Raw genomic sequence first — 24,914 nt, 5'->3', positions numbered from 1 at the left:
CCTTAACCATCAGCTGTTATGATTGTTCGCCCATTTTGATCATGTCGTAAATATATCGTGCCTGGGTATGTTCCGGTTCAAGTGTGAATGCCTTCTCAAGATGATGAATAGCATCCTCTTTCCGGTTTGTCGATACTGCATACAACACACCGATATTATAATGGGCATCAACATTCGCCTCGTCCTTTTCAAGGATAAATCGAAGTTCTTTGCCTGCTTCCTCAAATAATTCCATTTCAGCAAGGAGAATTCCATAGGCTAGCCTAATTTCAAGGTCATCAGGAGCCAATTCAGCTGCCCTTTGAAAATACGGCAATGCAAGTTTACTATTACCAGATTGCTTTAAACTTTTTCCAAGCATGAAAAAAGCATCAGCTTCATTTAAACCGGCTCGGATTGCTTTTTCATACAACTTTGCCGCCTCTTCAAAACGGTCATTCGTAAAATAGAGATTGCCTAATCCATATAAAGCTGAACCAGCATTTTCGTCTAAAGTAATCGCCTTTTGAAAGAATCGCTCCGCCCTTTCCGTGTCACCTAGGGAAGCAAATACATTTGCTATGTTAATGTACCCTACCGGATTGTCCGGTTCCTCCTCAGCCGCTTTCATGAAAGCTTCTATCGCTTTTTCATACGCCCCTTCTTGCAGGGCTTTTATTCCAAGTTCATTGTATTCCATCGAATTTCCTCTCATCCTACGTAATCTAATTGCACGCCGTTTTTGATGACTGTATCGATTGTTCCACCACCAAGACATTCTTCTCCGTCATAAAACACGACAGCTTGACCAGGAGTAATCGCTCTTACTGGTTGGGCAAACGTAACGGCTGCCTCACCATTTTCCAATAGTTCAACTGTCACTTTCGTATCAGGTTGACGGTATCGGAATTTCGCCGTACATTCAAATGTTTTCGGCATCTTACGAGCAGTTGAAAAACTGATATTAATGGCAGTTAGGCTATCGGAATAAAGTGCATCATGATGGAATCCTTGACCGACAAGCAATGTATTTTCTTTAAGATCCTTTCCAATAACGAACCAAGGATCACCAGCACCACCGATTCCAAGACCATGACGCTGTCCGATTGTATAATACATTAACCCATCATGTTTTCCGACGGTTTTTCCGTCCATCGTTTTCATTTCGCCTGGTTGAGCTGGCAAGTATTGGCCAAGGAATTCCTTGAAATTCCGTTCACCGATAAAGCAAATGCCTGTTGAATCTTTTTTCTTCGCTGTTGTAAGTCCAGCTCTCTCAGCAATTTTACGAACTTCTGATTTATCGAGGTCGCCAATCGGGAACATCACTTTTTGCAATTGCTCCTGATTGAGCTGATTAAGGAAGTAGGTCTGGTCTTTGTTTTCATCTTTCCCTCTTAACATCGCTACCCCTTGTTCTGTTTCTACGACTTGTGCATAGTGGCCTGTTGCCAAGAAATCCGCTCCAAGACTGATTGCATGATCTAAAAACGCTTTGAATTTTATTTCCTTATTACACATTACGTCTGGGTTCGGCGTCCTTCCGGCTTTGTATTCCTCAAGGAAATAGGAAAAGACTTTATCCCAATATTGTTGTTCAAAGTTGACTGCATAATAAGGGATTCCGATTTCATTACATACACTGATTACGTCTTCGTAGTCCTCAGTTGCGGTACAAACCCCAAACTCATCTGTGTCATCCCAGTTTTTCATAAAAATTCCGATGACGTCATATCCTTGTTCCTTTAATAGTAGTGCCGCTACGGAAGAGTCAACACCGCCGGACATCCCGATGACTACTCTTGTTTCAGCAATCGGTTTAGTTGTAGTTCTCATTGTTATTCATCCTTTTTAAATTCATTTCACTAGTCGGTTTACGATTTCTGAAGTTTTTTGTGCCGCATCTCGGATAGCGTCTTCTTCAAGACCAAGTCCGAAGCTGAATCGTACGGAATTCCTTAATTTTGCAGATTCACTTCCACAAATTGCGGATAAAACATGGGATGGCTCAAGAGATCCTGCTGTACAAGCGGAACCGCTTGATACCGCAATTCCTGCCATATCCATATTTACTAACAGGGATTCAATATCTGTTCCTGGGAAACTTATATTTATAACATGCGGGAGTCTTTCTGCTCCGTTTGCATTCACTTCATAGGATACATTGTTCATTTCAAAAGTCTCTGTTAGGATTTTTTCAAAGCCCGCATATTTGATACGGTTTTGAGCCATCTCTTGTTGAGCTATTTTCACAGCTTCTGCAAAGGCTGAAATCGCGGGTACATTTTCCGTTCCCGCTCTTCTTTTCCTCTCCTGTTCACCACCAAAGAGTAGCGGATTCGTTTGAAGTCCTTTTCTTTGGTACAAGAAGCCGACACCTTTAGGTCCATTCAACTTATGGGCAGATGCACTTAGTAAATCAACATGTAGTTCATTCACATCCAGTTCCACTACTCCGAATGCTTGTACAGCATCGGTATGAAAAATAGCCTGGTGTTCCTTCAATACTTCACCAATCTCCTTGATCGGTTGAATCGTACCAATCTCATTGTTTCCATACATGATTGACACAAGGATTGTTTGATCTGTTAATGCAGCCTCTATTTGTTTTACATTTACTTTCCCGTTTTTATCAACAGGTAAATATGTTACTTGAAAACCGGATTTCTCTAATTCTTTACAAGAATTCAGAACCGCATGGTGTTCAATCGCAGTGGTAATTATATGATTGCCTTTTTCTTTCATTGAATTTGCTGTGCCAAAAACAGCAATATTATCTGCTTCAGTGCCTCCTGAAGTAAAGATGATTTCAGGCGGTTCTGCGTGTAATGCTTCCGCAATCGTCTTTCTTGATTCGTCTAAAAGCTTACGTGAAGTACGACCGAATGTATGGATGCTCGAGGGGTTGCCGAATACCGTGTCCATTGCGCGCATATAGGCCGCACTGACTTCCGGATGTATAGGAGTTGTGGCAGCATGATCTAAATATATCATTGTCTTGATTCGTCTCCTTCACAGGATTATATATAAAACATATATCCGTCTAAATTAGATTCATCTTCTGATTCAATAAGGTCCTTAATCGTCGTTTTGTCGAGGACTTCCCTAATTGCGTCCCCGATTCGATTCCAAAGTGTCTGTTGTGGTACATTGCTCTCCTCAATTCCTTCAACAACCTGAATTGGGCCTTCAAGCAATCTAATCACATCTCCGGCTGTTATCTCACTCGGTGGTTTCGAAAGCTTATAGCCCCCGTAAGCACCACGGACACTATTCACAATTCCGCTATTGCGCAAAGTAGGTATGAGTTGCTCTAAATAAGCTTCTGATAGATTTTGTTCTTCTGCTATTTTTCGCAATGGCAAAGGGCCTTCCCCATACTTTTTCCCAAGCTCTACAACAACCGTGAGTCCATACCGACCTTTCGTAGAAATCCTCATAATTACCAACGTCCTTTTCTTTAACTACACTTCAAAATATTATAGCATAATTGACCTTGCCGCTTCCTCCAAATGACTTATCCCCAATACTCATGTATAATGAAGGAACAGATGTACGGGGAGTGATTATTTTGCACAACGAACCATTGGCATTCCGAATGCGACCAAAAACTATAGATGAAATCGCAGGACAACAGCATATCATTGGAAAAGACACAGCACTTTACAGAATGATTTCAAAAGGCCATGTCCCTTCTATGTTGCTTTACGGCGAACCTGGAATTGGGAAAACATCACTGGCATTTGCCATTGCTGGAACGACCCAATTGCCATTCATCTCTTTAAATGCCACAGTTTCCGGAAAAAAAGAAGTGGAGGATGTAGTTGCCGAAGCAAGGATTACAGGTAAAGTAATTCTATTTCTTGATGAAATCCATCGGTTCAATAAACTACAACAGGATACACTGCTTCCGCATGTTGAAAAAGGATCCATAGTGCTTATCGGAGCCACAACTGAAAATCCTTTCCATAGCGTAAACCCTGCTATCAGGTCACGCTGCGGCGAAATTTTACAGTTAAAGCGGCTTGATTCTAAAGATGTTATTAAATTAATAGAGCGAGCTTTACATGATAAAGAACGCGGTCTAGGAAAAACACCAATCGAGATGACTGATGATCAAATCGAAAAAATCTCAGAGGGGGTAAATGGTGATGCAAGGAAAGCACTCACGTTGTTGGAGTCAATCGTTTCTGCAAGTGATGAAGAAGACGGAAAAATACTAATCGAGGATTGGCTAATCGATAATCTGATTGGCCGTATCGGACTCGTTGGTGATAAAAAAGGATCCCACCATTATAACCTTTTATCGGCTTTGCAGAAATCAGTGCGTGGGAGCGATGTAGATGCAGCAATTTTCTATTTGGCGAACTTACTTGAAACCGGGGACTTGATCGCCGTCTCAAGACGATTGCTTGTTATGGCCTATGAGGATGTAGGTTTAGCTGCCCCTCAAGTTGGGCCTCACGTTCTTGCTGCAACCGAGGCTGCTGTTCGGTTAGGCATGCCTGAAGCACGTATTCCTTTGGCGAACGCCGTTATCGAGATGTGTCTCGCCTCAAAGTCCAATTCAGCATATAAAGCAGTTGACGCCGCAATAAGGGCGATAAATGATGGTAAGACAGGCGATATCCCCTTACACCTTCGTGACACGCATTATGCAGGAGCAGCGGAATTGGGACATGAAGGGTATCAGTACCCGCATGATTCACCAATCGGCTCCTTCGGCGGTTGGGTCGATCAGCAATACTTGCCTGATAAGATAAAGGATACAGAATTCTACACCCCCGTAATCGCCGGCGAAGAAAGAAAACTCGCAGGCATCTACCAACGCCTTAAAGAATTTAGGAAGAAAAAATAAACGCATAAAAGGGTTGTCCGGATATGAATATCCGGACAACCCTTTTCATTACTTTTTATCCTTCACTCGCTCAATCGGAATATCCTTAACAATGTCATTCAACACCCAACTCGCACAAACAAGACCCGCCACTGAAGGAACATACGAATTCGAAGCAGGCGGCATCTTCGCCTTACGAATTGCCGCATCAGGCTTCCCTACTGTTTCCGCGATATCCTCCCGTATAACAATCGGGCTCTCATCCGAAAACACAACAGGTACACCTTTCTTAATACCCTCTTTTTTCAATCTAAGTCTTATAATTTTCGCAATCGGATCCGTATGCGTCTTCGAAATATCCGCTATCCGAAAGCGTGTTGGATCCAGTTTATTCGCAGCACCCATGCTTGAAATGATTTTAATTCCCCGGGAAACACATTCCTTAATAAGATGGATTTTATAACTGATCGTATCCGAAGCATCAATCACATAGTCAGGATTATAGCTAAAAAACTCTTCATATGTCTCTTCAGTATAGAACATATGGAGTCCTATCACTTCGCAATCTTTATTCACATCAGCAATCCGTTCCTCCATCACTTCCACTTTCGAACGACCGATTGTAGAAAGTGTAGCAACAAGCTGACGATTCACATTCGTTATATCTACTGTATCTTTGTCGATAAGAATGATTCTACCTACACCACTACGTGCACAGGCCTCAGCTGCAAAAGAACCAACTCCGCCTACACCAAGTATAGCCACTGTTGTATTACGCATCCGATCAATGCCCTCTGGACCAAACGCCAATTCATTACGAGAAAATTGATGCAACACTTAAATTCCGCCTTTCTTATGTCAATCAAAAACCCCTCCGCAGGTCCGCAAGAGGGGTATAGTGAATTAAATAAATGTATAAAAACGTTAACGAATCCCAAACGTGCCGTCTTTGAAGTATCGTTTTGAACCCGCACTCTGCAGGTGGGTGCCATATCCATTTATTCTGAAGTCCCTAAAGTTACGGGCGTTCCATCCAAAGTGGAATACAAGCTCCCTACGATAAAAATGTTCGGTCAAAACTGATTAGCAAATAACGAACACTTTAGGATTCGTATTAATTGTATCCTATCACATTTTGATACTGTATTCAACGATTTCTACATAGGTAATTTATTGCATATTTTGAATAGTTACTTTTCCACTAATTTTATTTCGACTGAATGGAGATTCCTAACTCGTTAAGTTGTGTAGGATCTACTTCGCTTGGCGCCTCTGTCAACAAGTCGCTTGCACTCGCTGTCTTCGGAAATGCAATAGTATCCCGTAGATTTGTTGAACCGGATAATAACATAACGATTCGGTCCAAGCCAAAAGCGATACCGCCGTGTGGAGGAGTACCATAGTCAAATGCATCAAGCAAGAAACCGAACTGTTCGCGAGCTTCTTCTTCGGTAAATCCAAGTGCCTTAAACATTTTCTCTTGTACATCCCGCTTGTAAATCCGCAATGATCCCCCGCCAAGCTCGTAGCCGTTCAAAACAAGGTCATATGCCTGTGCTTTTACGGCACTTGGATTCGATACAAGACCTTCCACATCTGCAGGCATAGTGAATGGATGATGCGCAGCGTAATAACGGCCTTCTTCTTCGTCGTATTCAAATAATGGCCATTCGGTTACCCATAAGAAATTAAATTTCGTTTCATCGATCAAATTCAAGTCTTTACCAAGTTTCAAACGTAGTGCTCCAAGTGCATCCGCAACAACTGACTTCTTGTCTGCAACAAACAGGAGTAAGTCACCTTCTTGCGCATCAAGCAACTTCACTAATTCTTCCGCAGCTTCACCTTCAAAGAATTTTGCAATTGGACCTTTCAATCCTTCTGCGTCGACTTTTAGCCAAGCAAGACCTTTCGCTCCGTAACGCGCAGCAAATTCGCCAAGTGCATCAATGTCTTTTCGTGAATAGCTATTAGCAGAACCTTTTACATTGATGGCCTTAACTTGCCCACCCGATTCCACGGCTCCAGCAAACACTTTAAATGAAGAATCCTTCACGACCTCAGACACATCCTGCAATTCCATTGCGAAACGCGTATCTGGTTTATCCGATCCAAATCTACTCATTGCTTCATCGTATGGCAACCGCTTGAAAGGAGTTTCAATATCAATTCCCTTTACATCTTTCATTACTCTTTTCATAAGTCGTTCATTCAATTCGATGATGCCTTCGATTGTCATGAAGCTCATTTCCATATCAATTTGTGTAAATTCAGGTTGACGGTCCGCACGTAGATCCTCATCCCGGAAGCAGCGCGCGATTTGATAATATCTGTCAAACCCGGATACCATCAGCATTTGTTTAAATAACTGAGGCGATTGTGGCAATGCGTAGAACTGTCCGTCATGAACACGACTTGGTACGAGATAGTCCCTTGCGCCTTCCGGTGTGGACTTTGTCAATATAGGTGTCTCCACTTCGAGGAACCCTTCACCGTCAAGGAAATTACGGACTGTCTTAGTAATATCTGATCTCATTTTGAATACTTTCGCCAATTGTGGGCGGCGTAGATCCAAGTAACGGTATTTCAACCGGATTTCTTCATTTACATCCGTCTCGTCTTCAATAATGAAAGGAGGAGTTTTAGCCTCGTTAATAATTTGGATGTTTTCGACATGCACTTCAATAGATCCTGTTAGCAGCTTGTCATTTTTTTGTTTCTCTTCCCGTTCAACTACCTTGCCGTATACCTCAATTACAAATTCACTTCGAATCGATTCTGCAATTTCAAGTGCTTCTTTAGAGAAATCAGGATTGAAAACGGTTTGAACAATCCCCGAACGGTCCCGAAGGTCGATAAAGATAAGTCCGCCAAGGTCCCTTCTTTTTTGTACCCAACCTTGCAATGTAACTGTTTGCCCTATGATTTTCTCTGTTAATTCTCCACAATAATGTGTACGTTGCATAAAATCATCAACCTTCCTTATTTCAACTGTTCTTTTATTGTTTCAATAATTGCCGCGTCGGATACTTTTTGCTGCGAACCATCGCCCATATTTTTCAGTTGGACAACTTGATCGTTCACTTCATCTTCTCCAATTACAATTACAGATTTAGCATTGAATCGATCGGCCGATTTCATTTGCGCCTTCATTTTACGATCCATATAATCCATATCCGCACGAATCCCAGCTTTACGAAGTTCGTTCAGTAATTTGAAACCTTTCCGACGTGCCGCTTGTTCGAGCGTTACGATGTAGACGTCCAACTCGGGATCCTGCATAAAGGACTTCCCTTCAGCTTCAAGCGCTAATAGTAGACGTTCAATGCTCATTCCATATCCTATTCCTGGTGCGGATGGACCGCCGATTTCCTCGGCCAATCCGTTATATCGGCCACCGCCGCAAAGCGTCGTGATGGCGCCGAAGCCTTTTGAAGTGCTCATGATTTCGAATGCAGTGTGGTTGTAATAGTCCAAACCACGGACTAAGTTCGGGTCAAGCTCATACGGGATACCTATTTCTTCTAAATAGCTTTTTACTTGTTCAAAATAAGCCGTCGATGATTCATTTAAGTAATCCGTCAATGATGGCGCCGAAGCCATTAATGGATGCTCACGGTCAACTTTACAGTCAAGTATACGAAGTGGATTTTTCTCTAACCGTGATTGACAATCTTTACAGAATTCACCGATATGTGGTGAGAAATGTGTAACAAGGGCCTCTCTATGTGCATTTCGAGATTCGCTGTCTCCCAATGAATTAAGGACAAGCTTGATGTCTGTTAAACCTGCGCGTTTATAGACTTCCATTGCCAAAGATATTACTTCAGCATCGATTGCCGGGTCAGCACTACCGATTGCTTCCACACCGAACTGAACAAATTGACGATATCGTCCAGCTTGTTGGCGCTCATATCGGAACATCGGACCTTGATAATATAGTTTGACGGGTTGGTCCGGATAGCCGAACATTTTGTTCTCGACGAATGAGCGAACGACAGGTGCTGTGCCTTCAGGTCGAAGCGTCATTGAACGATCGCCACGATCTGTGAATGTGTACATTTCTTTCGTTACGATATCGGTAGTATCTCCAACTGTTCTTTGAAACAACTCAGTTTGTTCGAAAATTGGTGTGCGGATTTCTTTGTAGCGATACATGTCGCATACTTCACGTATGATCGATTCGACTTGTTGCCATTTCCATGATTCTGATGGGAGAATGTCCTGGGTCCCCCTTGGTACTTTAAAATTCATTTGACTACCCCTTCCAATATTTCACATTATGGAACTAAAAAAAGCCCCCATCCCTTGTTTTCACAAGGGACGAGAGCTATGCAAGCTTCCGCGGTTCCACCCAAATTGGCATACTAAAATGCCCACTCGTATCCGGATAACGGCCGGTTCCGTCCACACCTACTGAAAATGAATCGTTCAGCACGGAGCTTCGATGGTGTTGTTCACTTTATCCGTCTGTAGGAAGGATTTCAGCCACGTCCCCCCCTCTCTTGTCAGCCCGCAATATAGTTACTTTCCATGTCATCAGCGTAATTTTGTTTTCATTTAACCTTTGTTTTGAAACAACTCTTAGTTTGAATTAATCCTTATCTTAATCATTCGCAGCCGAAGTGTCAACCTTTTTCATTTCCATCTGGTTTTTTCTATGGAAAACTTCTACAATAGATAGAAAGGGAGAGTGATAGTTTGTCGAAATTATGCAAATGGATTTTGGCTTTCATCCTAATCATCGCCGTCAATTACGATTTTCCTACAATTTCTGCAAAAGGCGAAACCGTCATCATCAATACTAAATCACTAAATGTCCGTTCGGGACCAGGTCTGACTTATTCTGTGACCGCTTCGATGAAATTAGGCGATCGAGTTGAAGTGATGTCTACCAACGGGGATTGGTATGAAGTTAAAGTCGGGTCAGGTACAGGGTGGATTGCATCTTGGCTTGTAGTGGACCAAGGGGCGGCTGGGACTTCGAAAAAGACGGCAGTCTCAAAAGTAAATGCTTTGAATATCCGAATCGAACCATCAACTAGCTCTTCTGTAATTGGGCAGTTAATGGCCGGGGAGGCAGTTGAAGTAACCGGGCGAAAAGGTGATTGGTCTTCCATCGTCAGTAACGGAAATGACGGGTGGGTACATACAGATTACATTACGGAGATTTCACAAAGTGATAGTGGACAAGCCGGGACTACTTCAAAACAACAAGCAACGGAGGCCGAACAGTTCACCGTGTCAGTCGATGCACTGAACGTCAGACAAGAACCAGGACTATCTTCGAAGAAAATCGGGTTGATTCGAAGCGGGGAGGTTTATCCTGTAATTCAAGTTGACGGAAATTGGGTTAAGATAAAACTTGATAATAAAACTGATGCTTGGGTCTATTCCTTCCACGGTACAATTGGTCCAAAGAGTAATCTACAATCTGATTCATCCGCAGTCAGTAAAGTGACTGTTTTAACAAATGGAACGAATATTAGGCAATCGGCAACCACCTCTTCTACTATTGTCAAACGAGCATTTGCAGGGGAAAACTTAACCGTAGTAGCGGAAGAGGGCGATTGGTATAAGGTCGCATTACCGGCCGGGGAAACTGCATTTATTGCTAAATGGGTTGTTTCTTCTGGTGAAGTCACAAAAGCAGATTTACAAAGTAATGATGGAAAGTCCGATCGTCCTACAGGGACCTTAAAAGGATTAACAATCGTTGTAGATGCAGGTCACGGAGGCAATGACCGTGGAGCAACGGGATTGCACGGCACCGATGAAAAACTTCTTACACTGATGACTGCACAGTCCTTATCTGCAAAGTTAAAAGCCGCCGGCGCCAATGTCATACTGACACGTGATTCCGATACGTACATCTCGCTACGTAAACGTGTTTCCATCAACTTGCAAGCAAATGCTGATGCTTTTATCAGCCTGCATTATGATGCAAACCCGAATACATCGATTACTGGATTCACAACTTATTACACGAATAGCAACCAAAAAGCACTTGCAGCAGCGGTGAACAGTGGACTGGAGAAATCCATTAACCTCCGTAATCGCGGCGCGCAACCTGCCAATTATTTAGTCCTACGTGAGAATAAGAAGAATTCAATTCTTGTAGAATTAGGTTTCCTGTCCAATCCTTCGGAGGAACGGATCCTTATTACCGAAAAGTTCCGCGAGCAGGCAACACATGGTATTTATCAAGGTATCATTCAATATTTCGATAAGAATTAACAAAAAACCGCAGCCCCTTTATAAGGAGTTGCGGTTTTCATTTTGATTCGATAATAATTGTAACCGGGCCATCATTAACTAATTCCACGTCCATCATGGCACCAAAAATTCCTGTTTCGACTTGCAAGCCCTGCTCACGTAAAGCATCATTAAAATAGTTCCAAAGCGGCTCCGCATGTTCCGGTCTTGCTGCCTCGATGAAACTTGGACGGCGTCCTTTTCTTACATCTCCATACAAAGTGAATTGGGAAACAGAAAGAATGGCACCTTCTACCTTATCGATGGCATGATTCATCTTTCCTTCATCATCTTCCCATAATCGAAGGCCAGCTATTTTCTTAACTATATAATCAGCATCCTGTTTTGTATCTTCATGTGTAACGCCTACAAGAAGGACATAACCCTTATCAATTGAGCCTGTCACTTCCCCAGCGACTGTTACGGACGCTTTACCAGATCTTTGTAAGATGACCCTCAAGTAAAACACCTTCCCATTAATGGATTATACGTTCCACCGAAAAGATATCGCGTATTTGTTTAATACGATCGACAATCCGGTGTAAATGAGTAACATCCGTTATTTTTATCGTCATATTGATTTTTGCGATTTTTTCCTTATCGGCCTTCCCACTTACAGCGACCATTGGTGTTTTAGTATCAGCAACAACCATCATCACTTCATTAAGAAGTCCTTGTCTATCGAAAGCGGAAATCTCAATATCCACTTGGAAGTCTTTTCTTGCTTCACTCGAGTCGACCGCCCATTCGACATCAATTAGCCTGTCAGTATCCTCTTCGGTATGGATATTCGGACAATCTGACCTGTGAACGGAAACGCCGCGACCTTTCGTGATAAATCCAACAATACCGTCTCCTGGGATAGGATTGCAACATCTTGACAGGCGAATCAGCAAATTCTCAAGCCCTCTTACAATAACACCAGATTCAGTCGTACGTACTTGTTGTGGAGACTTCATATCCGAAACGATTTTATCAATTGTCTCCTGATGGTCACGTTCCTTACGTATCTTCTCCGCCAACCTATTTACAACTTGTTGAGCTGTGATCCCGTTGGACCCAATCGCAGCATACATGTCCTCTTCAGAAGTAAAGCTGAATTTGTCGATAGTGCGCTGAATATTTTCCTGTGTCAGCACAGCTTTCAAATCGAATTCCTGCATCTTCACTTCTTTTTCGACCATTTCCGTGCCTTTTACAATATTCTCTTCTCTTAATTGCTTTTTAAAATATTGACGAATTTTATTTCTTGCTTGCGAAGTATTCGCGATTTTCAACCAGTCTCGACTTGGTCCGAATGATTGTTTAGAGGTAAGTATTTCAACGATATCACCTGTGAATAATTCAGTATCCAATGGAACCATTTTTCCATTTACTTTCGCACCAATCGTCCGGTTTCCAACTTCGGAATGGACCCGATATGCAAAGTCAATCGGTACGGAGCCCTGTGGAATTTCAATTACATCACCATTCGGTGTAAATACGTATACCATGTCGGAAAACAAATCGAATTTCAATGATTCCATGAATTCTTCCGCGTTCGATGATTCGTTTTGGAATTCAAGGATTTCCCTGAACCACTTTAACTTGGAATCGATATTATTAGGCTTTTCGGAGACTGTTTTCCCCTCTTTATATGCCCAGTGTGCAGCAACCCCGTATTCCGCAATCCTATGCATTTCCCCTGTACGGATTTGCACTTCAAGCGGATCACCGGCGGGACCAACGACGGTTGTGTGGATTGATTGATAAAGATTTTGCTTTGGCATTGCTATATAATCCTTAAACCGTCCCGGCATCGGCTTCCACAATGTATGAATGATCCCAAGAACTGCGTAACAATCTTTTATGCTATTGACGATGATTCGCACTGCAAGAAGGTCATATATTTCATTGAATTCCTTTTGTTGAAGTACCATTTTCCTGTAGATGGAATACAAATGCTTTGGCCTTCCACTGATTTCAGCTTCAAGTTCCATTTCGCCAATTTCTTTGCGTACTAAATCCATTACATTCAATAAATAATTCTCACGTTCATCACGCTTTTTCTTCATCATATTGACAATCCGATAATATTGCTGTGGATTCAAATAACGAAGTGCAGTGTCCTCCAACTCCCACTTTATCGTTGAAATTCCAAGGCGATGTGCGAGTGGAGCGAAAATATCTAAAGTCTCTGCCGCTACCCTTCGTTGCTTTTCCTCAGGTACATGTTTCAACGTACGCATATTATGAAGACGATCCGCGAGCTTTATAAGAATAACCCTAATATCCCTCGCCATCGCAACGAACATCTTTCGGTGATTCTCTGCCTGCTTCTCCTCGTTCGACTTAAACTTCAGTCTTTCCAACTTTGTAACACCATCGACTAACATCGCAACTTCTTCTCCATAGTCGCGAATTATATCTTCCCTGCTGACGTCTGTATCTTCTACAACATCATGAAGGAAACCCGCTGCAACTGTAGATGGGTCCATCTGTAATTCTGCTAAAATGCCAGCTACTTGGATGGGATGCAGAATATATGGCTCGCCAGAACTTCTGAACTGCCCATCATGAGCAGCCTTTGCGCTCCTATACGCTCTTTTGACGAACGCGACATGTTGCTCATTCATATAGGAAGCAATCAGTTCGAAAATCTCATCTGTCGTCATGTCACGATTTTTCGCCATTTTATTACTCCTTTCAACCTTTTCCGCAAAAAAATTAAACATATTTCTATTGTATGTATAAATGGCTATGAATGTAAAGCCCTGAGAACTAAAAAAGATCCTTCGCTGTTTCGCGAAGGACCCTACTATTTCATATTTTATATTTCAATATGACATTAACGCACTAACTTCATACCCTTTTAACTTTTCGCGACCATTCAAATAGGAAAGTTCAATCAAAAACGCACATCCAGCTACGACGCCGCCCAATTTTTCGACAAGTTCCACTGTCGCGCCGACTGTTCCACCTGTCGCAAGTAAATCATCAACAATCAATACCCGCTGCCCGGGTTTAATGGCATCCGAATGGATTGTCAATTTATCTTTACCGTATTCAAGATCATATTCCACTGCAATCGTTTCACGTGGCAGTTTCCCAGGTTTTCGGACAGGAGCAAAACCCACTTCAAGTGCATAAGCAACTGGGCATCCAATGATGAAACCTCTTGCTTCAGGACCAACGATGATATCTGTCCCTACTTCTTTTGCAAACTCGACAATTTTGTCGGTAGCATATTTATAAGCTTGCCCATTATCCATAATCGTTGTAATATCCTTAAAACTGATACCCTCTTTCGGATAATCAGGCACGATTGTTACAAAACTTTTCAAATCCATAATTGTTCCTCCCTGTTAGCTGTTTCTTTACAAACTTCATCAAACCAATTTTTCAATTCCGTATACGGAGCGTAAACAAGCTTATTTTCAAGTTCAATCTGTCTCTCCCTCTTTTGGTAGGAAGGAGCCTCGGAAAGTTTCTTCTTTAACGCATCTTCTTGTACTGAAGCAAGTCCACTCTCTATCTTAACAAATCCAAGCTCCGAAAACACCATTGTCATGAAATAAATTGTGTCAACCTTCCATCCTTTATGCTTGGATAATTCCTGAACCTGCTTTCGCAGGTCGAAGGTGCCCCGTTTTTTAAGAAAACTATAATACCAACCGAATTGCTCTCGGGAAGGAATTCCTTCAAAGTACACAGATTCATTGACATGAAAATGCGCATATATCCGTTTTGGTTTCGTAAGGTCGATTAACTCTTTTAACTGGTCCGTAGACTCTGGCATATCCAATAGGATCACATGGTCCGTTTCCATCAATTCCACTTGTCCGAATTGATGAATCTGGACATTTTTAAGCAAGGATTGAAAATGACCAATCGACGCCTCCTGAAAAGCGATGAAAAGATTGTTCTTTTGAGGGATAATTGAAATCCATCTATTCGGTTCACGAATTCCACGCAAGTCATATAGTTGACGTTCATTTGACTGTAAATCCGTTAACAGCAATTGAGGCTTTTTCCTGCCATTCCACTCATTCACTTGCAAGTCCCCTGTAACGGATAATTTAACTCCAGGGCTTATCTCATCGGCGATAGCCCCATTTCCAAATCCGATAATATCAATGCTATTTTTACCATCCGACAATTCAAGTTTTAAATGATTCTTATTTGCACCGATCTTTCGAATCGTTGTTGCAGACAGATCCTCGATTAGGAAAACTGGCTTTTCAAAAGTTACCCCGAAAGGTCGTAGCGATTCTAACCCTTCTAGCACATCAACTTCTATTTCACCTATCTCAAGTGGCACATCAATTTTTAGACGTGGTGTCAGAATATCATCTGTCATCGCCATTTTCCCTTGTTCATTCAAACGGTCTCTTAGCGAATTGACATCTTCAAGGGAAAGTGACATACCTGCCGCCATTTCATGGCCTCCAAAATGCGGCAGTAAATCGGCGTTCTTCGACAATTCCTTGAACAAATCAAAACCTTGAATGCTACGTCCGGATCCTTTTGCACTTTCTGATTCTTTATCAATTGATAGTATTATTGACGGTCGATAATATTTTTCAGTCAATCGGGAGGCGACTATGCCGACTACCCCTGGGTTCCATCCTTCCCCCGCGAGGACGATAACATACGGCAGCATGTCCCCGTACATTTCAATAAGCTCTTGCTCAGCCTCTTCCGCAATAGTTGCGACAAGCGCCTGTCTCTCCTTATTCAACGAATCCAATTGCTCTGCAATGGACACAGCTTCCATCATATCTTCCGTTTTTAATAGATGGACGGCTGGATTCGCACTACCTAAGCGCCCTGGAGCATTAATCCTTGGACCGATCATAAAGCCCAATGACTCTTCGTATAAGGAAGATTGCTCCGTTCCGCTAACTTTTGTTAGAGCCTGGATACCCGGTCTATGGGACATCCGCATCCGTCTTATGCCTTCCTTGACGATGTACCTATTTTCATCTTTCAACGGAACAAGGTCTGCAACAGTACCGATTGCAGCTATCTCAAAAAGTTCTTCTGGCACTTCCCCCAACAGGGCACATGCCAATTTAAACGCCACGCCGACTCCCGCCAACTCCCCAAAAGGATAGATCCCTTCAGGATGCCGTGGGTGGATGATGGCATCCGCAATTGGTAGCTCATCGCCGATTTCATGGTGATCAGTGACGATAACATCCATTCCAACGGACTTTGCAAACGCTATCGCCTCCAAACCAGAAATTCCATTATCCACGGTGATAATAAGAGCAGTTCCTTCCTCTTTCATCACTTTGAATAATTCAATATTAGGCCCATAACCGTGTTCAAAACGATTAGGTATTTTAAAATCGACAGTTGCACCTAATTGCTCAAGAGCAGTTGTCAAGACGGTCACACTCGTAACTCCATCAGCATCATAATCACCGTAAACAGTTATTTTTTCGTCCCTTTCAATAGCATGCATGATTCGCGTAACCGCTTTTTCCATGTCAAAAAGTAAGTAAGGATCATGCAGGCAACTTTCGTCTATATGTAAAAATGACTTAGCCTGATCGAGATCTGTAATACCTCTCGACACTAAGATTTTTGCGTGTATTGACGGAATGCCTAACTCGTTCATGAATAAATTTACGATATGTTCATCTGGACGGTTGATCGTCCAGGTTTTCATCGATTCTATCAACGCTCATCACTTCCTTTAATGCTTATTATAGAGGATATAAGTGACCACTGAAAGGAATTATCCCGAATTAACAATTCGCTAACTCTTTTACAAATAAAAAAACATCCACATATTCAGATATGGATGCAATATTTACTGCTTTTCATCGATATTGTCATTCCTAACTTCAACGTCAGCTATATGTTGTAGCAAAGCCGCTATTTCATTTTGCTGATTAGCAATTAGGATTTCCTTCGCTGTCATTTCCTTTTTCAACTCATTGATTCGTCGATTTGCTTTAATTGATCTGAACATTGTTATGAATCCACTTATGGCAGCACCTAAAAATGCTGTGAACAGTATAACAAGGATGAGTGGAAGATGTGCTTTTCCAAATAGGTAATTCACTTGTACCGACTCAACATTCAGTATAGCAAAAACGGCAATGATAATTGCAAAAATAAGACTTATTATCAACGACCATTGCATCTTCATACTTCACCACATCCCTTTCATACAAGTAAAAACAGGATATACATTTATGTATACCCTGTTCCATTATGGATTTAAACATTGTACATGCTTTCTAAATCAGACAACAGGTTCGTCTGATCCCCATTTCTTTTTCTCTTTATCAACTTTTATTGTTCCCGTCTTTTGCAGTTCCTTCTTCTTCAGATCAAACCAGATTTGAGCGGAGATGAAGATGGATGAATAAGTTCCCGCAAGTAAACCGATCAACAATGCAATTGAGAATGGACGGATTGCCTCCGCACCAAGTGCAATTAATGCTACTACAACAAAGATGACGGTCAATACAGTGTTCACTGAACGGCTCAATGTTTGACGTAATGATTTATTGACAATTACCGCCAATTCATTTGCGTCTTTGATTTTGCCAACCTTATGCAAGTTCTCTCGGATCCGGTCAAAGGTGACAATCGTGTCATTGATTGAATAACCGACAATCGTCAGTACCGCGGCTATGAATGTGATATCCACTTCAAGCCTTGAAATACTGAATACGGCAACCATGAAGAATGCGTCATGGATTAGACCGACAATGGAGGCAACACCCATCCGCCATTCAAATCGGAATGCAACATAGACGACGATACCAAGTGCAGCATAAAGCAATGCATAGAAAGCATTCTTCACTAATTCCTTACCAACCGTATCGGAAACGGTTGAAATGTTAGGATCTGCACCATATTGAGCCATTAGATCCCTTTTGATTTTATTAACAGTTTCTTGTTTGAACTCTTCCTTGTAACGTACAACACCAATATTGTTCGTATCACCGGAAATAACGATATCCGTCGCAGGATGGCCTATTTCCTCAAGTGTATTTGAGAGTTCCTCTGTCGTTAATGGAGTATCCGATAAGATTTCGACACGTGTACCACCTGCAAAATCGATTCCAAGATTCAACTTGAAGATCCCTAATACAATTATACCTGCAATAATTAATACAATGGAAAGGACATAGAACATCTTGCGCGTCTTAACAAAATCAAATCGATCGAATTTCGTTGTAAGGTCAAGCGTGTCCACACCTTCTTCAATTGGATGGACTCGTTTTTTCGAAATACCGAAGAGACCTGTTTTCCCGTCAAGAACACCACTTTGAACAAGTAGGCCTAACAATAACCTTGAGCCCCATACAGCTGTCAAGAAGCTGACCATTATACTTATAATGAGCATTGTAGCAAAACCTTTAACTGAGCTTGTCCCGAATATGAATAGAACAACTGCTGCAAGCAAGGTTGTAATATTGGCATCCAAGATAGCGGTAAATGCAGATTTCGCCCCAGTCGTAAAGGCAGATTTCACTGACTTTCCTACCCGCAGTTCTTCTCGAATCCTTTCGTATGTCAGGATATTCGCATCAACCGCCATACCGACCCCTAACATCAAGGCCGCAATACCAGGAAGTGTAAGAACACCATTAATGCCTGTAAAAACAACAAGAATTAAATAGATATAGATGGATAATGTAATAACTGCCACAATTCCAGGAATACGGTAATAAAACAACATGAAAATGAAAATTAATGAAATACCGATAATTCCTGCCAAAATCGTTTTATCCAACGCTTGTGCACCGAATTGAGCACCAACGGAAGTGGAGTAGATTTCTTCAAGATGGACAGGAAGTGCACCGGCATTCAAGATTCCAGCCAATTTCTTTGTTTCTTCAACAGTAAAGCTTCCTGAAATTTCAACATTGGATGAATTGATTGTTTGTCTTACAGATGGTGCGGATATGAACTTCGTTTTTTCTTTCATTACCTCTTCTTTGAAAGAGTCAACACCTTCTACAAAGTCCATCCAAATAACCATGACGTTTTCAGGTTTCGGTTTTTTTGCAATTTCCGACGTTACTTTTCCGAACTTGTCCGGATCTTTCATTTCAAGCGTAACAACCGGATCGCCATATTGTCCAAAGTTAGCTTTTGCTTTACCTTCTTTTAGATCGGTTCCGTCTAGAAGAAGGTTATCGTCTGCATCGCGGAATGTTAAATTCGCTTGAGTCGATAATAGCTCACGAGCTTCTTCCTGATCCTCGACACCTGCGAGTTGAACTCGAATCCGATTATTCGATTCAACTGTGATGACTGGCTCACTAACACCGAGGACGTCAACGCGGTTCCGTAAAGCGCCTGAGGTATCCACGACTACGGACTCCGTAATCTGTTGACCTTCCTTCAGAGGCTGAACTTCATAAAGGACTTCGAATCCTCCTTGTAAATCGAGGCCAAGTCGTACATCTTTTATAATTGGTTTAATAGAAACGCCTACTAATGACCCGAATAAAACAAGCACGAGTAAAAACGCCACTATCCTACTTCTTTTTTTCATAAAATTGTTCCCCCTCTGTACGGAGCTGTGAAATGATTGCCATGTACAGTTTTTAAAAATACAATACTCCAATTATGAAACAGTGACAGCCATCTGTCAAATAGCTTCGTTCCATAAATGTAAAACTTTACTCCTTACTATTTGGTGATAAAAGCAATTGAAGCTCCTCGCTATGTAAATCTGAGAACCAATTCGCATCCCGTTGCTCTTCAATTTGAGTAAAGGTCATAAACTCAGCAGCTGACAATCGAAGGATGCCGTTCACAATCTCGTGGATGGGCATCTGTTCGATATTTTTTTTGCGCCATTTTCTACGGATACAGAATTTCCATATTTCTTCACTTGTTACAGTCGAATAGCCATATAACCGGAATTCATCCCTTTTGCTTTCGATTGCGGGTATTGCATGATTGAATAATTGTCCGAATTGAATCATCACACTCCCCATCCTTTCCTGTTCAGTCGTAAATAGACAAACTTGTGCATAGATTTAGTGTAAACGAAATGACCGGAATTTAGAAGGAGTTGTTTATGAATGTCCACTTTCATACGTGGAACCGCCATATTAATGATTGCCGTTTTTATGACCAAGCTATTAGGATTCGTCTTTCGAATCCAGTTTATGCGGGTAGCTGGCGAAGAGGCTGTAGGTATTTATATGACTGCCTATCCTGCCTTTATCTTCTTTTTATCCCTTGTCCAATTAGGTGTCCCAATTGCCGTCGCAAAAGTAATTGCAGAGCTGAAGGTAAATGGAGAAACCGCCAAGTTGCCGGCTGTCATGAGAACAGCAACCGTCATAACGATTATAACTGGGGTCATTTTCCTTCCATTATCCATTTTATTTATTCCTTATTTATCAGAAACATTATTAGGGAATGCGGCTTCTTCAACTACTTTATACGTTGGAATCGCCATTATACCGATCGCGGCAGTTTGCGGTCTTATACGTGGATATTTTCAAGGGATTGTTAGGATTGAAGAAACAGCATGGTCCCAAATTATTGAACAAATTTGCCGTATCGCCTTAATAACTTGGATGTTGCCGATGTTCTTAACGCCAGATAACACCGCTATGAATGCCGCATATGCAATGGGTATCACCCTTCTTGCGGAGGCTCTTTCAGCTTGTTATTTATGGTATAAATATCAGCAGCATAAGAAACGTGAACGGTATCCCGTTCAAAAGAAAGAGAAATTCCCGATGGAACCACTTTTGTCTATTGCCCTGCCTTCTTCGGGAAGCAGATTATTCGGTACATTCACTTGGTTTTTAGAGCCAATTATCTTTTTACGTGCCCTTTCCATGGCTGGAGTCGGGGCCGTTGCCGCCACATCGCTTTACGGTATCATCTCAGGGGTTCTGATACCTCTGTTGCTCTTCCCTTCATTCATTCCGTATGCCCTTTCTGTAGTGCTTGTACCAGCCGTGAGCGGGGCTGCAGCCTCGAGCAATAAAAAGAAGCTACAAGAACGGATTCAACTGGCATTACGACTATCCGCCTTGACTGGCGCTTTTGCAGCAGCAGTATTTTACGTTCATGGACAGGATCTTGCAGAAAAGCTCTTCAAAATTACCGAAGGCGGATCCTATATGACATTATTGGCACCTGTTTTTTTCTTCTACTATATTCAGGGGCCTTTGTATTCCATTTTGCAAGCGACTGGAGATGCAAAAGCAGGAATGATGAATTCAGTCTATGGAGGAATTGCAAAATTGGGAGTGATGTTCGTTTTGGCATCACAACCCGGGCTACAGGAAACAGGGGCCGTTCTGGCGATCGGCTTTGGTGTGCTTGTCACCTCTTTCCTCCATATCGCCACACTAAGGAAAAACAAAGCCGCAGCTGCAGGTTTTACAATGTTTGCATTGCCATATGTATCATTCATCCTGACAGCTGTCATGCGTCCTATTTTCCTTCCAATCGGACAATTCGGCTTGTTGTTTGAATGCATAATTACGACAGCATTCCTTCTTGTAATCCTGCTTTTATTCGGCCAAGTGAAGAAAAATGATGTATTAATGCTAAAACGACTTGCAAAACTTTATTGATACTCTTCTTTTAGTTGGAGGTGGAGCCTTCCATCTTCAAATGAGCAATAGAAAACCTGCTTGACATCATTGACACCTTGTTTTTGCAATTCGTCAACGAGCCACCCCTTGGATTTCCCAATAATTTGAAGATGACTGCTTTGGATTACACCATCTGAAATAAGCGCAAGAACTGGCTGAGTTTGATCATACTTAAAAACCGAAAGATTTCCCGAAGGTTCTAAGTAAGCGTAGGAGACTTCACGTACCGAACCAATTTGTTGTTCACGAAGTTGTTGGAATAAATCATCCATATTATACCTTTGTTTCCTCATTTCCTTTTCTAGTATGACACCATTTTCAATGATAACAGTTGGATCTCCATCAACAAGATCCCTAAATTTCTTACTCTTCAAAGAAATATAAGAAGTTAACAACTGGATACCTAAGAGGATAAGCATGGGCAATATCGTATGGCTTAATTTATTTTCAGGCGATTCAAGAGCAATTGCTACGACTTCCGCGATGATAACAAACACAACTACATCAATAACACTTAATTCCCCTACTTCTCGTTTTCCCATTACCCGGAGAATGATTAATACTAACACATACAAAAATACTGTCCTTGCACCAATTATTACTAAATCAGACAAAGCAATCCCTCCTATCCAAGTAAGGATGCCTAATCGTAGTTCGGAATATACAAAATAAGAAAGAGGCAGCACCACAGTATAACTGTGTGACTGCCTCTTTAAAAGTTTTAAGATGCGCTTGCATCCACAACACGACCAACAGCTTGTCTATCGAATTGCAAAGTTGTACCGTCCGCTACTTTCAAGAATACAGAACCTTCATCCACTGCGTCGATTACACCGTGAATTCCGCCAATTGTAATAACCTTGTCACCGCGTTTTAAACTTTCCTGCATTGATTTAGTCTGTTTTTGCCTTTTTTGTGCAGGTCGGATCAACAAAAACCACATAATTGCAAACATTGCGATAATCGGAAGCAAAGTTCCTAATGAGTCACCCATTTTATTCCCCCCTTTTCTCTCGGTTTATTATACAAGATTCAAAAGTTTTTTGCATTTGGTTTATTAAATCCATACTGCTCAAAAAACTCTTCTCGGAAATCTCCGAGACGGTCATTGCGGATTGCTTCCCTAATTTGCTCCATTAAATTCAATAAGAAATGGAGATTATGATAAGACGTTAATCGAATACCGAAGGTTTCACCCGCACGGATCAAATGCCTGATGTATGCCCTACTGTAATTTTTGCAAGTATAGCAATCGCAGTTCGGATCCAATGGTCCGAAATCGCGCTCGTATTTCGCATTTTTCACAACGAGGCGTCCTTCGCTCGTCATAAGTGTTCCATTCCTAGCAATACGCGTAGGTAGAACACAGTCGAACATATCAACTCCGCGTATCGCACCATCGATCAATGAATCCGGAGAACCGACTCCCATCAAGTAACGCGGTTTGTTTTCCGGCAACAAAGGAGTTGTGAATTCAAGCGCACGGTTCATGACATCTTTCGGTTCACCGACGGACAATCCTCCGATAGCATAACCCGGGAAGTCCAATGAAACAAGGTCTCTTGCACTTTGTTTACGAAGTTCCTCGAATTCCCCACCTTGCACGATGCCAAAAAGACCTTGATCCTCAGGACGGGCATGCGCCTTCAGGCAACGTTCCGCCCATCGAGATGTACGTTCGACACTCGCTTTCATATATTCAAATGTCGCGGGATATGGAGGGCATTCGTCAAATGCCATCATGATGTCCGAACCAAGTGCATTCTGAATTTCCATCGCTTTTTCCGGGCTGAGGAAAAGTTTGCTTCCATTCAAATGGTGACGGAAATGGACACCTTCCTCTTCTATTTTACGGAATTCGCTCAATGAAAATACTTGAAAACCGCCTGAATCCGTTAAGATTGGCCGATCCCAATTCATGAATTTATGAAGGCCGCCAGCTTCCTTAATGACGTCATGTCCCGGTCTTAGCCATAGGTGATACGTATTGCTAAGAATTATTCCTGCACCCATCGCTTTAAGCTCTTCTGGAGACATTGTCTTGACGGTTGCTTGCGTTCCGACAGGCATGAAGGCAGGAGTTTCGAATGATCCATGTGGCGTATGGACGATACCTAAACGGGCACCCGTCTGTTTACACGTCTTAATATGTTCGTATGTGATTGCTGCCATTAACTACTACCCTTTCTAATTTAGGAATCTTATTCCCATTACTTTTTTGGAGGCTTGATAAACATTGCGTCACCAAAACTGAAAAATCGGTATTTCTCTTTCACTGCTTCTTTATATGCAGCTAAAATATGATCCCGCGTCGTCATGGCCGATATTAACATAATTAACGTCGATTTCGGTAAGTGGAAATTCGTCAACATCCCGTCAAGAATACTGAATTCATACCCCGGATAGATGAAGATGGAAGTCCAACCGCTCGTAGGAACAATTTTCCCATTATTTTGCGAAGCAATTGTCTCAAGTGTGCGAGCAGAGGTTGTACCAACAGCAATGACATTTCCACCACTTAACTTTGCCTCGTTAATCGCGTTTGCAGCGCTTTCGGTTACGTGATAATACTCGGAATGCATCGTATGCTCTTCTATCGTATCAGAACTGACTGGACGGAATGTACCTAAACCTACATGTAAAGTGATAAACTCAACACCAACGCCTTTGTCTCTGATTTCCTGCAGGATCTCTTCAGTAAAATGAAGACCGGCAGTAGGAGCTGCAGCGGATCCTCTTTCTTTTGCAAAAACAGTTTGATAGCGCGATTGATCATCGAGTGTTTCGGTGATATATGGAGGTAGAGGCATCTGTCCGAGTTCATCTAAAATTTCATAGAAGATGCCTTCATAACGGAATTGGAATACTCGGCCACCTTGTTCCAATATTTCAGTGCATTCTGCCTGTAACGTACCATTACCAAACGATATGACAGTTCCGACTTTGACCCGTTTTGCAGGTTTCACAAGTGTTTCCCATTCGTCTTGGCCGTATTCTTTTAGGAGAAGGACTTCGATTGATGCACCGGTATCTTCCTTAATTCCGATTAAACGGGCGGGAAGGACGCGTGTATCGTTAAGTACGAGTACATCTCCTGCCTGTAGCTCATCGACAATTTGACGGAATTGATGATGTTCAATTTCTCCTGTAACTTTGTCCAGTACCATTAGTCGGCTTGCTGTACGATCTTTTAATGGTGTTTGTGCTATTAGACTTTCCGGCAATTCAAAGTCGAAATCATTTACATCCATAATTTGCGA

At 42.0% G+C, this 24,914-nt stretch carries 21 protein-coding genes, 1 other RNA gene and 1 other annotated feature; of the genes, 3 read left to right on the top strand and 19 right to left on the bottom strand.

Annotated features, from left to right (window positions below; translation table 11 throughout):
* Nucleotides 1–16 precede the first annotated feature (16 nt).
* The 4 genes from ACFPZG_RS11960 to cymR are packed head-to-tail and all read right to left on the bottom strand — an operon-like array spanning nt 17 to nt 3,419.
* The gene (locus ACFPZG_RS11960) at nt 17–679 is read right to left on the bottom strand and encodes a tetratricopeptide repeat protein (protein ID WP_283732268.1); all 663 of its coding nucleotides are present in this window, start codon (nt 677–679) and stop codon (nt 17–19) included.
* 11 nt (nt 680–690) lie between these two features.
* Nucleotides 691–1,815, bottom strand: a complete 1,125-nt coding sequence (mnmA, locus tag ACFPZG_RS11955; protein ID WP_283732269.1) for a tRNA 2-thiouridine(34) synthase MnmA — start codon at nt 1,813–1,815, stop codon at nt 691–693.
* Between the two features lie 21 nt (nt 1,816–1,836).
* Nucleotides 1,837–2,973 carry a cysteine desulfurase family protein gene (locus ACFPZG_RS11950; RefSeq protein WP_283732270.1) on the bottom strand — a complete coding sequence of 379 codons (1,137 nt, stop codon included), beginning with the start codon at nt 2,971–2,973 and terminating at the stop codon, nt 1,837–1,839.
* Nucleotides 2,974–2,999: 26 nt separating this feature from the next.
* Nucleotides 3,000–3,419 (bottom strand): cysteine metabolism transcriptional regulator CymR, encoded by a 420-nt coding sequence (gene cymR / locus ACFPZG_RS11945; protein ID WP_283732271.1) that lies wholly within the window; start codon nt 3,417–3,419, stop codon nt 3,000–3,002.
* Between the two features lie 131 nt (nt 3,420–3,550).
* Between cymR and ACFPZG_RS11940 the strand changes: the two genes are divergently transcribed.
* On the top strand, nt 3,551–4,837 hold the full coding sequence (locus tag ACFPZG_RS11940) for a replication-associated recombination protein A (RefSeq protein ID WP_317940777.1): 1,287 nt from the start codon (nt 3,551–3,553) through the stop codon (nt 4,835–4,837).
* A 48-nt stretch (nt 4,838–4,885) separates the two neighbouring features.
* Here ACFPZG_RS11940 and ACFPZG_RS11935 read toward each other — a convergent pair whose 3' ends face one another.
* The 4 genes from ACFPZG_RS11935 to hisS all read right to left on the bottom strand — a co-directional run bounded on the left by ACFPZG_RS11935 (nt 4,886) and on the right by hisS (nt 9,070).
* A complete protein-coding gene (locus tag ACFPZG_RS11935; protein WP_317940778.1) occupies nt 4,886–5,653 on the bottom strand; it encodes a tRNA threonylcarbamoyladenosine dehydratase in 768 nt (255 codons plus the stop codon).
* 90 nt (nt 5,654–5,743) lie between these two features.
* A non-coding RNA gene (gene ssrS / locus ACFPZG_RS11930) (6S RNA) lies at nt 5,744–5,928 on the bottom strand.
* Nucleotides 5,929–6,023: 95 nt separating this feature from the next.
* Entirely contained in the window at nt 6,024–7,781 is a 1,758-nt protein-coding gene (gene aspS, locus ACFPZG_RS11925) for an aspartate--tRNA ligase (RefSeq protein ID WP_317940779.1), read from the bottom strand.
* 17 nt (nt 7,782–7,798) lie between these two features.
* Nucleotides 7,799–9,070 (bottom strand): histidine--tRNA ligase, encoded by a 1,272-nt coding sequence (hisS, locus tag ACFPZG_RS11920; protein WP_283732272.1) that lies wholly within the window; start codon nt 9,068–9,070, stop codon nt 7,799–7,801.
* A 62-nt stretch (nt 9,071–9,132) separates the two neighbouring features.
* Nucleotides 9,133–9,365 (bottom strand) — a binding site (T-box leader).
* 152 nt (nt 9,366–9,517) lie between these two features.
* Between hisS and ACFPZG_RS11915 the strand changes: the two genes are divergently transcribed.
* Nucleotides 9,518–11,053: an SH3 domain-containing protein gene (locus tag ACFPZG_RS11915; protein WP_317940780.1), complete on the top strand. Its 1,536-nt coding sequence runs from the start codon at nt 9,518–9,520 to the stop codon at nt 11,051–11,053.
* Between the two features lie 37 nt (nt 11,054–11,090).
* Here ACFPZG_RS11915 and dtd read toward each other — a convergent pair whose 3' ends face one another.
* The 7 genes from dtd to ACFPZG_RS11880 all read right to left on the bottom strand — a co-directional run bounded on the left by dtd (nt 11,091) and on the right by ACFPZG_RS11880 (nt 20,016).
* Nucleotides 11,091–11,531, bottom strand: coding sequence for a D-aminoacyl-tRNA deacylase (dtd, locus tag ACFPZG_RS11910; protein WP_283732275.1), 441 nt, complete (start codon nt 11,529–11,531; stop codon nt 11,091–11,093).
* A 16-nt stretch (nt 11,532–11,547) separates the two neighbouring features.
* Entirely contained in the window at nt 11,548–13,743 is a 2,196-nt protein-coding gene (locus ACFPZG_RS11905) for a RelA/SpoT family protein (RefSeq protein WP_283732276.1), read from the bottom strand.
* Between the two features lie 144 nt (nt 13,744–13,887).
* Nucleotides 13,888–14,400, bottom strand: coding sequence for an adenine phosphoribosyltransferase (locus ACFPZG_RS11900; RefSeq protein WP_283732278.1), 513 nt, complete (start codon nt 14,398–14,400; stop codon nt 13,888–13,890).
* Nucleotides 14,391–16,739, bottom strand: coding sequence for a single-stranded-DNA-specific exonuclease RecJ (gene recJ, locus ACFPZG_RS11895; protein WP_283732279.1), 2,349 nt, complete (start codon nt 16,737–16,739; stop codon nt 14,391–14,393). Before recJ ends, ACFPZG_RS11900 begins: the two co-directional genes overlap by 10 nt.
* A gap of 132 nt (nt 16,740–16,871) precedes the next feature.
* The gene (locus tag ACFPZG_RS11890) at nt 16,872–17,213 is read right to left on the bottom strand and encodes a LapA family protein (protein WP_283732280.1); all 342 of its coding nucleotides are present in this window, start codon (nt 17,211–17,213) and stop codon (nt 16,872–16,874) included.
* A 96-nt stretch (nt 17,214–17,309) separates the two neighbouring features.
* A complete protein-coding gene (gene secDF, locus ACFPZG_RS11885; protein ID WP_283732281.1) occupies nt 17,310–19,580 on the bottom strand; it encodes a protein translocase subunit SecDF in 2,271 nt (756 codons plus the stop codon).
* A gap of 127 nt (nt 19,581–19,707) precedes the next feature.
* Nucleotides 19,708–20,016: a post-transcriptional regulator gene (locus tag ACFPZG_RS11880; RefSeq protein ID WP_283732282.1), complete on the bottom strand. Its 309-nt coding sequence runs from the start codon at nt 20,014–20,016 to the stop codon at nt 19,708–19,710.
* 99 nt (nt 20,017–20,115) lie between these two features.
* Here ACFPZG_RS11880 and ACFPZG_RS11875 point away from each other — a divergent pair, with 99 nt between their 5' ends.
* The gene (locus ACFPZG_RS11875) at nt 20,116–21,633 is read left to right on the top strand and encodes a putative polysaccharide biosynthesis protein (RefSeq protein WP_283732283.1); all 1,518 of its coding nucleotides are present in this window, start codon (nt 20,116–20,118) and stop codon (nt 21,631–21,633) included.
* Here the strand turns inward: ACFPZG_RS11875 and ACFPZG_RS11870 are convergent.
* From ACFPZG_RS11870 to queA, 4 genes are all read right to left on the bottom strand, one after another.
* Nucleotides 21,627–22,268, bottom strand: coding sequence for a DUF421 domain-containing protein (locus tag ACFPZG_RS11870; RefSeq protein WP_317941115.1), 642 nt, complete (start codon nt 22,266–22,268; stop codon nt 21,627–21,629). The genes ACFPZG_RS11875 and ACFPZG_RS11870 overlap by 7 nt on opposite strands.
* 107 nt (nt 22,269–22,375) lie before the next feature.
* On the bottom strand, nt 22,376–22,648 hold the full coding sequence (yajC, locus tag ACFPZG_RS11865; protein WP_283732284.1) for a preprotein translocase subunit YajC: 273 nt from the start codon (nt 22,646–22,648) through the stop codon (nt 22,376–22,378).
* A 38-nt stretch (nt 22,649–22,686) separates the two neighbouring features.
* The gene (tgt, locus tag ACFPZG_RS11860) at nt 22,687–23,826 is read right to left on the bottom strand and encodes a tRNA guanosine(34) transglycosylase Tgt (RefSeq protein ID WP_317941116.1); all 1,140 of its coding nucleotides are present in this window, start codon (nt 23,824–23,826) and stop codon (nt 22,687–22,689) included.
* Nucleotides 23,827–23,864: 38 nt separating this feature from the next.
* Nucleotides 23,865–24,905 (bottom strand): tRNA preQ1(34) S-adenosylmethionine ribosyltransferase-isomerase QueA, encoded by a 1,041-nt coding sequence (queA, locus tag ACFPZG_RS11855; RefSeq protein WP_283732286.1) that lies wholly within the window; start codon nt 24,903–24,905, stop codon nt 23,865–23,867.
* Nucleotides 24,906–24,914: the final 9 nt, after the last annotated feature.

This window comes from Sporosarcina thermotolerans, from assembly GCF_042658975.1.
Classification (GTDB): domain Bacteria; phylum Bacillota; class Bacilli; order Bacillales_A; family Planococcaceae; genus Sporosarcina; species Sporosarcina thermotolerans.
Note: the sequence above shows the minus strand (reverse complement) of the source record. Positions and strands in the feature narration are given on the sequence as shown.

Bases quoted from the DNA above. Each gene is read 5' to 3' on its own strand.
- ACFPZG_RS11880 (WP_283732282.1), bottom strand. From the start codon at position 20,016: ATGATTCAATTCGGACAATTATTCAATCATGCAATACCCGCAATCGAA.
- tgt (WP_317941116.1), bottom strand. From the start codon at position 23,826: ATGGCAGCAATCACATACGAACATATTAAGACGTGTAAACAGACGGGT.
- ACFPZG_RS11890 (WP_283732280.1), bottom strand. From the start codon at position 17,213: ATGAAGATGCAATGGTCGTTGATAATAAGTCTTATTTTTGCAATTATC.
- aspS (WP_317940779.1), bottom strand. From the start codon at position 7,781: ATGCAACGTACACATTATTGTGGAGAATTAACAGAGAAAATCATAGGG.
- ACFPZG_RS11875 (WP_283732283.1), top strand. From the start codon at position 20,116: ATGTCCACTTTCATACGTGGAACCGCCATATTAATGATTGCCGTTTTT.
- mnmA (WP_283732269.1), bottom strand. From the start codon at position 1,815: ATGAGAACTACAACTAAACCGATTGCTGAAACAAGAGTAGTCATCGGG.
- ACFPZG_RS11905 (WP_283732276.1), bottom strand. From the start codon at position 13,743: ATGGCGAAAAATCGTGACATGACGACAGATGAGATTTTCGAACTGATT.
- ACFPZG_RS11960 (WP_283732268.1), bottom strand. From the start codon at position 679: ATGGAATACAATGAACTTGGAATAAAAGCCCTGCAAGAAGGGGCGTAT.
- yajC (WP_283732284.1), bottom strand. From the start codon at position 22,648: ATGGGTGACTCATTAGGAACTTTGCTTCCGATTATCGCAATGTTTGCA.
- ACFPZG_RS11900 (WP_283732278.1), bottom strand. From the start codon at position 14,400: ATGGATTTGAAAAGTTTTGTAACAATCGTGCCTGATTATCCGAAAGAG.
- hisS (WP_283732272.1), bottom strand. From the start codon at position 9,070: ATGAATTTTAAAGTACCAAGGGGGACCCAGGACATTCTCCCATCAGAA.
- queA (WP_283732286.1), bottom strand. From the start codon at position 24,905: ATGGATGTAAATGATTTCGACTTTGAATTGCCGGAAAGTCTAATAGCA.
- cymR (WP_283732271.1), bottom strand. From the start codon at position 3,419: ATGAGGATTTCTACGAAAGGTCGGTATGGACTCACGGTTGTTGTAGAG.
- ACFPZG_RS11950 (WP_283732270.1), bottom strand. From the start codon at position 2,973: ATGATATATTTAGATCATGCTGCCACAACTCCTATACATCCGGAAGTC.
- secDF (WP_283732281.1), bottom strand. From the start codon at position 19,580: ATGAAAAAAAGAAGTAGGATAGTGGCGTTTTTACTCGTGCTTGTTTTA.